The sequence below is a fragment of the Romboutsia sp. 13368 genome, from assembly GCF_018336475.1.
Taxonomy (GTDB): domain Bacteria; phylum Bacillota; class Clostridia; order Peptostreptococcales; family Peptostreptococcaceae; genus Romboutsia.
This window is the reverse complement of the sequence record NZ_CP048741.1, coordinates 2,060,185-2,060,421: the sequence shown is the minus strand read 5'-3', so window position 1 is coordinate 2,060,421 and position 237 is coordinate 2,060,185. Positions and strand designations below refer to the sequence as shown.

The window sequence follows — 237 nt, the reverse complement described above, 5'->3', positions numbered from 1 at the left end:
GAGTCAGATGAAAGAAAAGAACAATATAAATTTGACATAACATATGGAACAAATAATGAATTTGGATTTGAYTATCTAAGAGATAATATGGTACAAGCTAAAGAACAAATGGTACAAAGAGAACTAAACTTCGCAATAGTAGATGAAGTTGAYTCAATACTAATAGATGAAGCAAGAACRCCTCTTATAATATCTGGACAAATAGAAGATGATGAAAAGCCTTATAGATTAGCAAAT

Annotated in this window: 1 pseudogene (only partly in view); it reads left to right on the top strand. The window is 29.1% G+C overall.

Features of this window, described 5'->3' with window-relative positions:
* Positions 1-237 (top strand): annotated as a pseudogene (gene secA / locus G3997_RS08535) (preprotein translocase subunit SecA); its annotated part reaches 297 nt to the left of the window's first position; the annotation flags it as partial.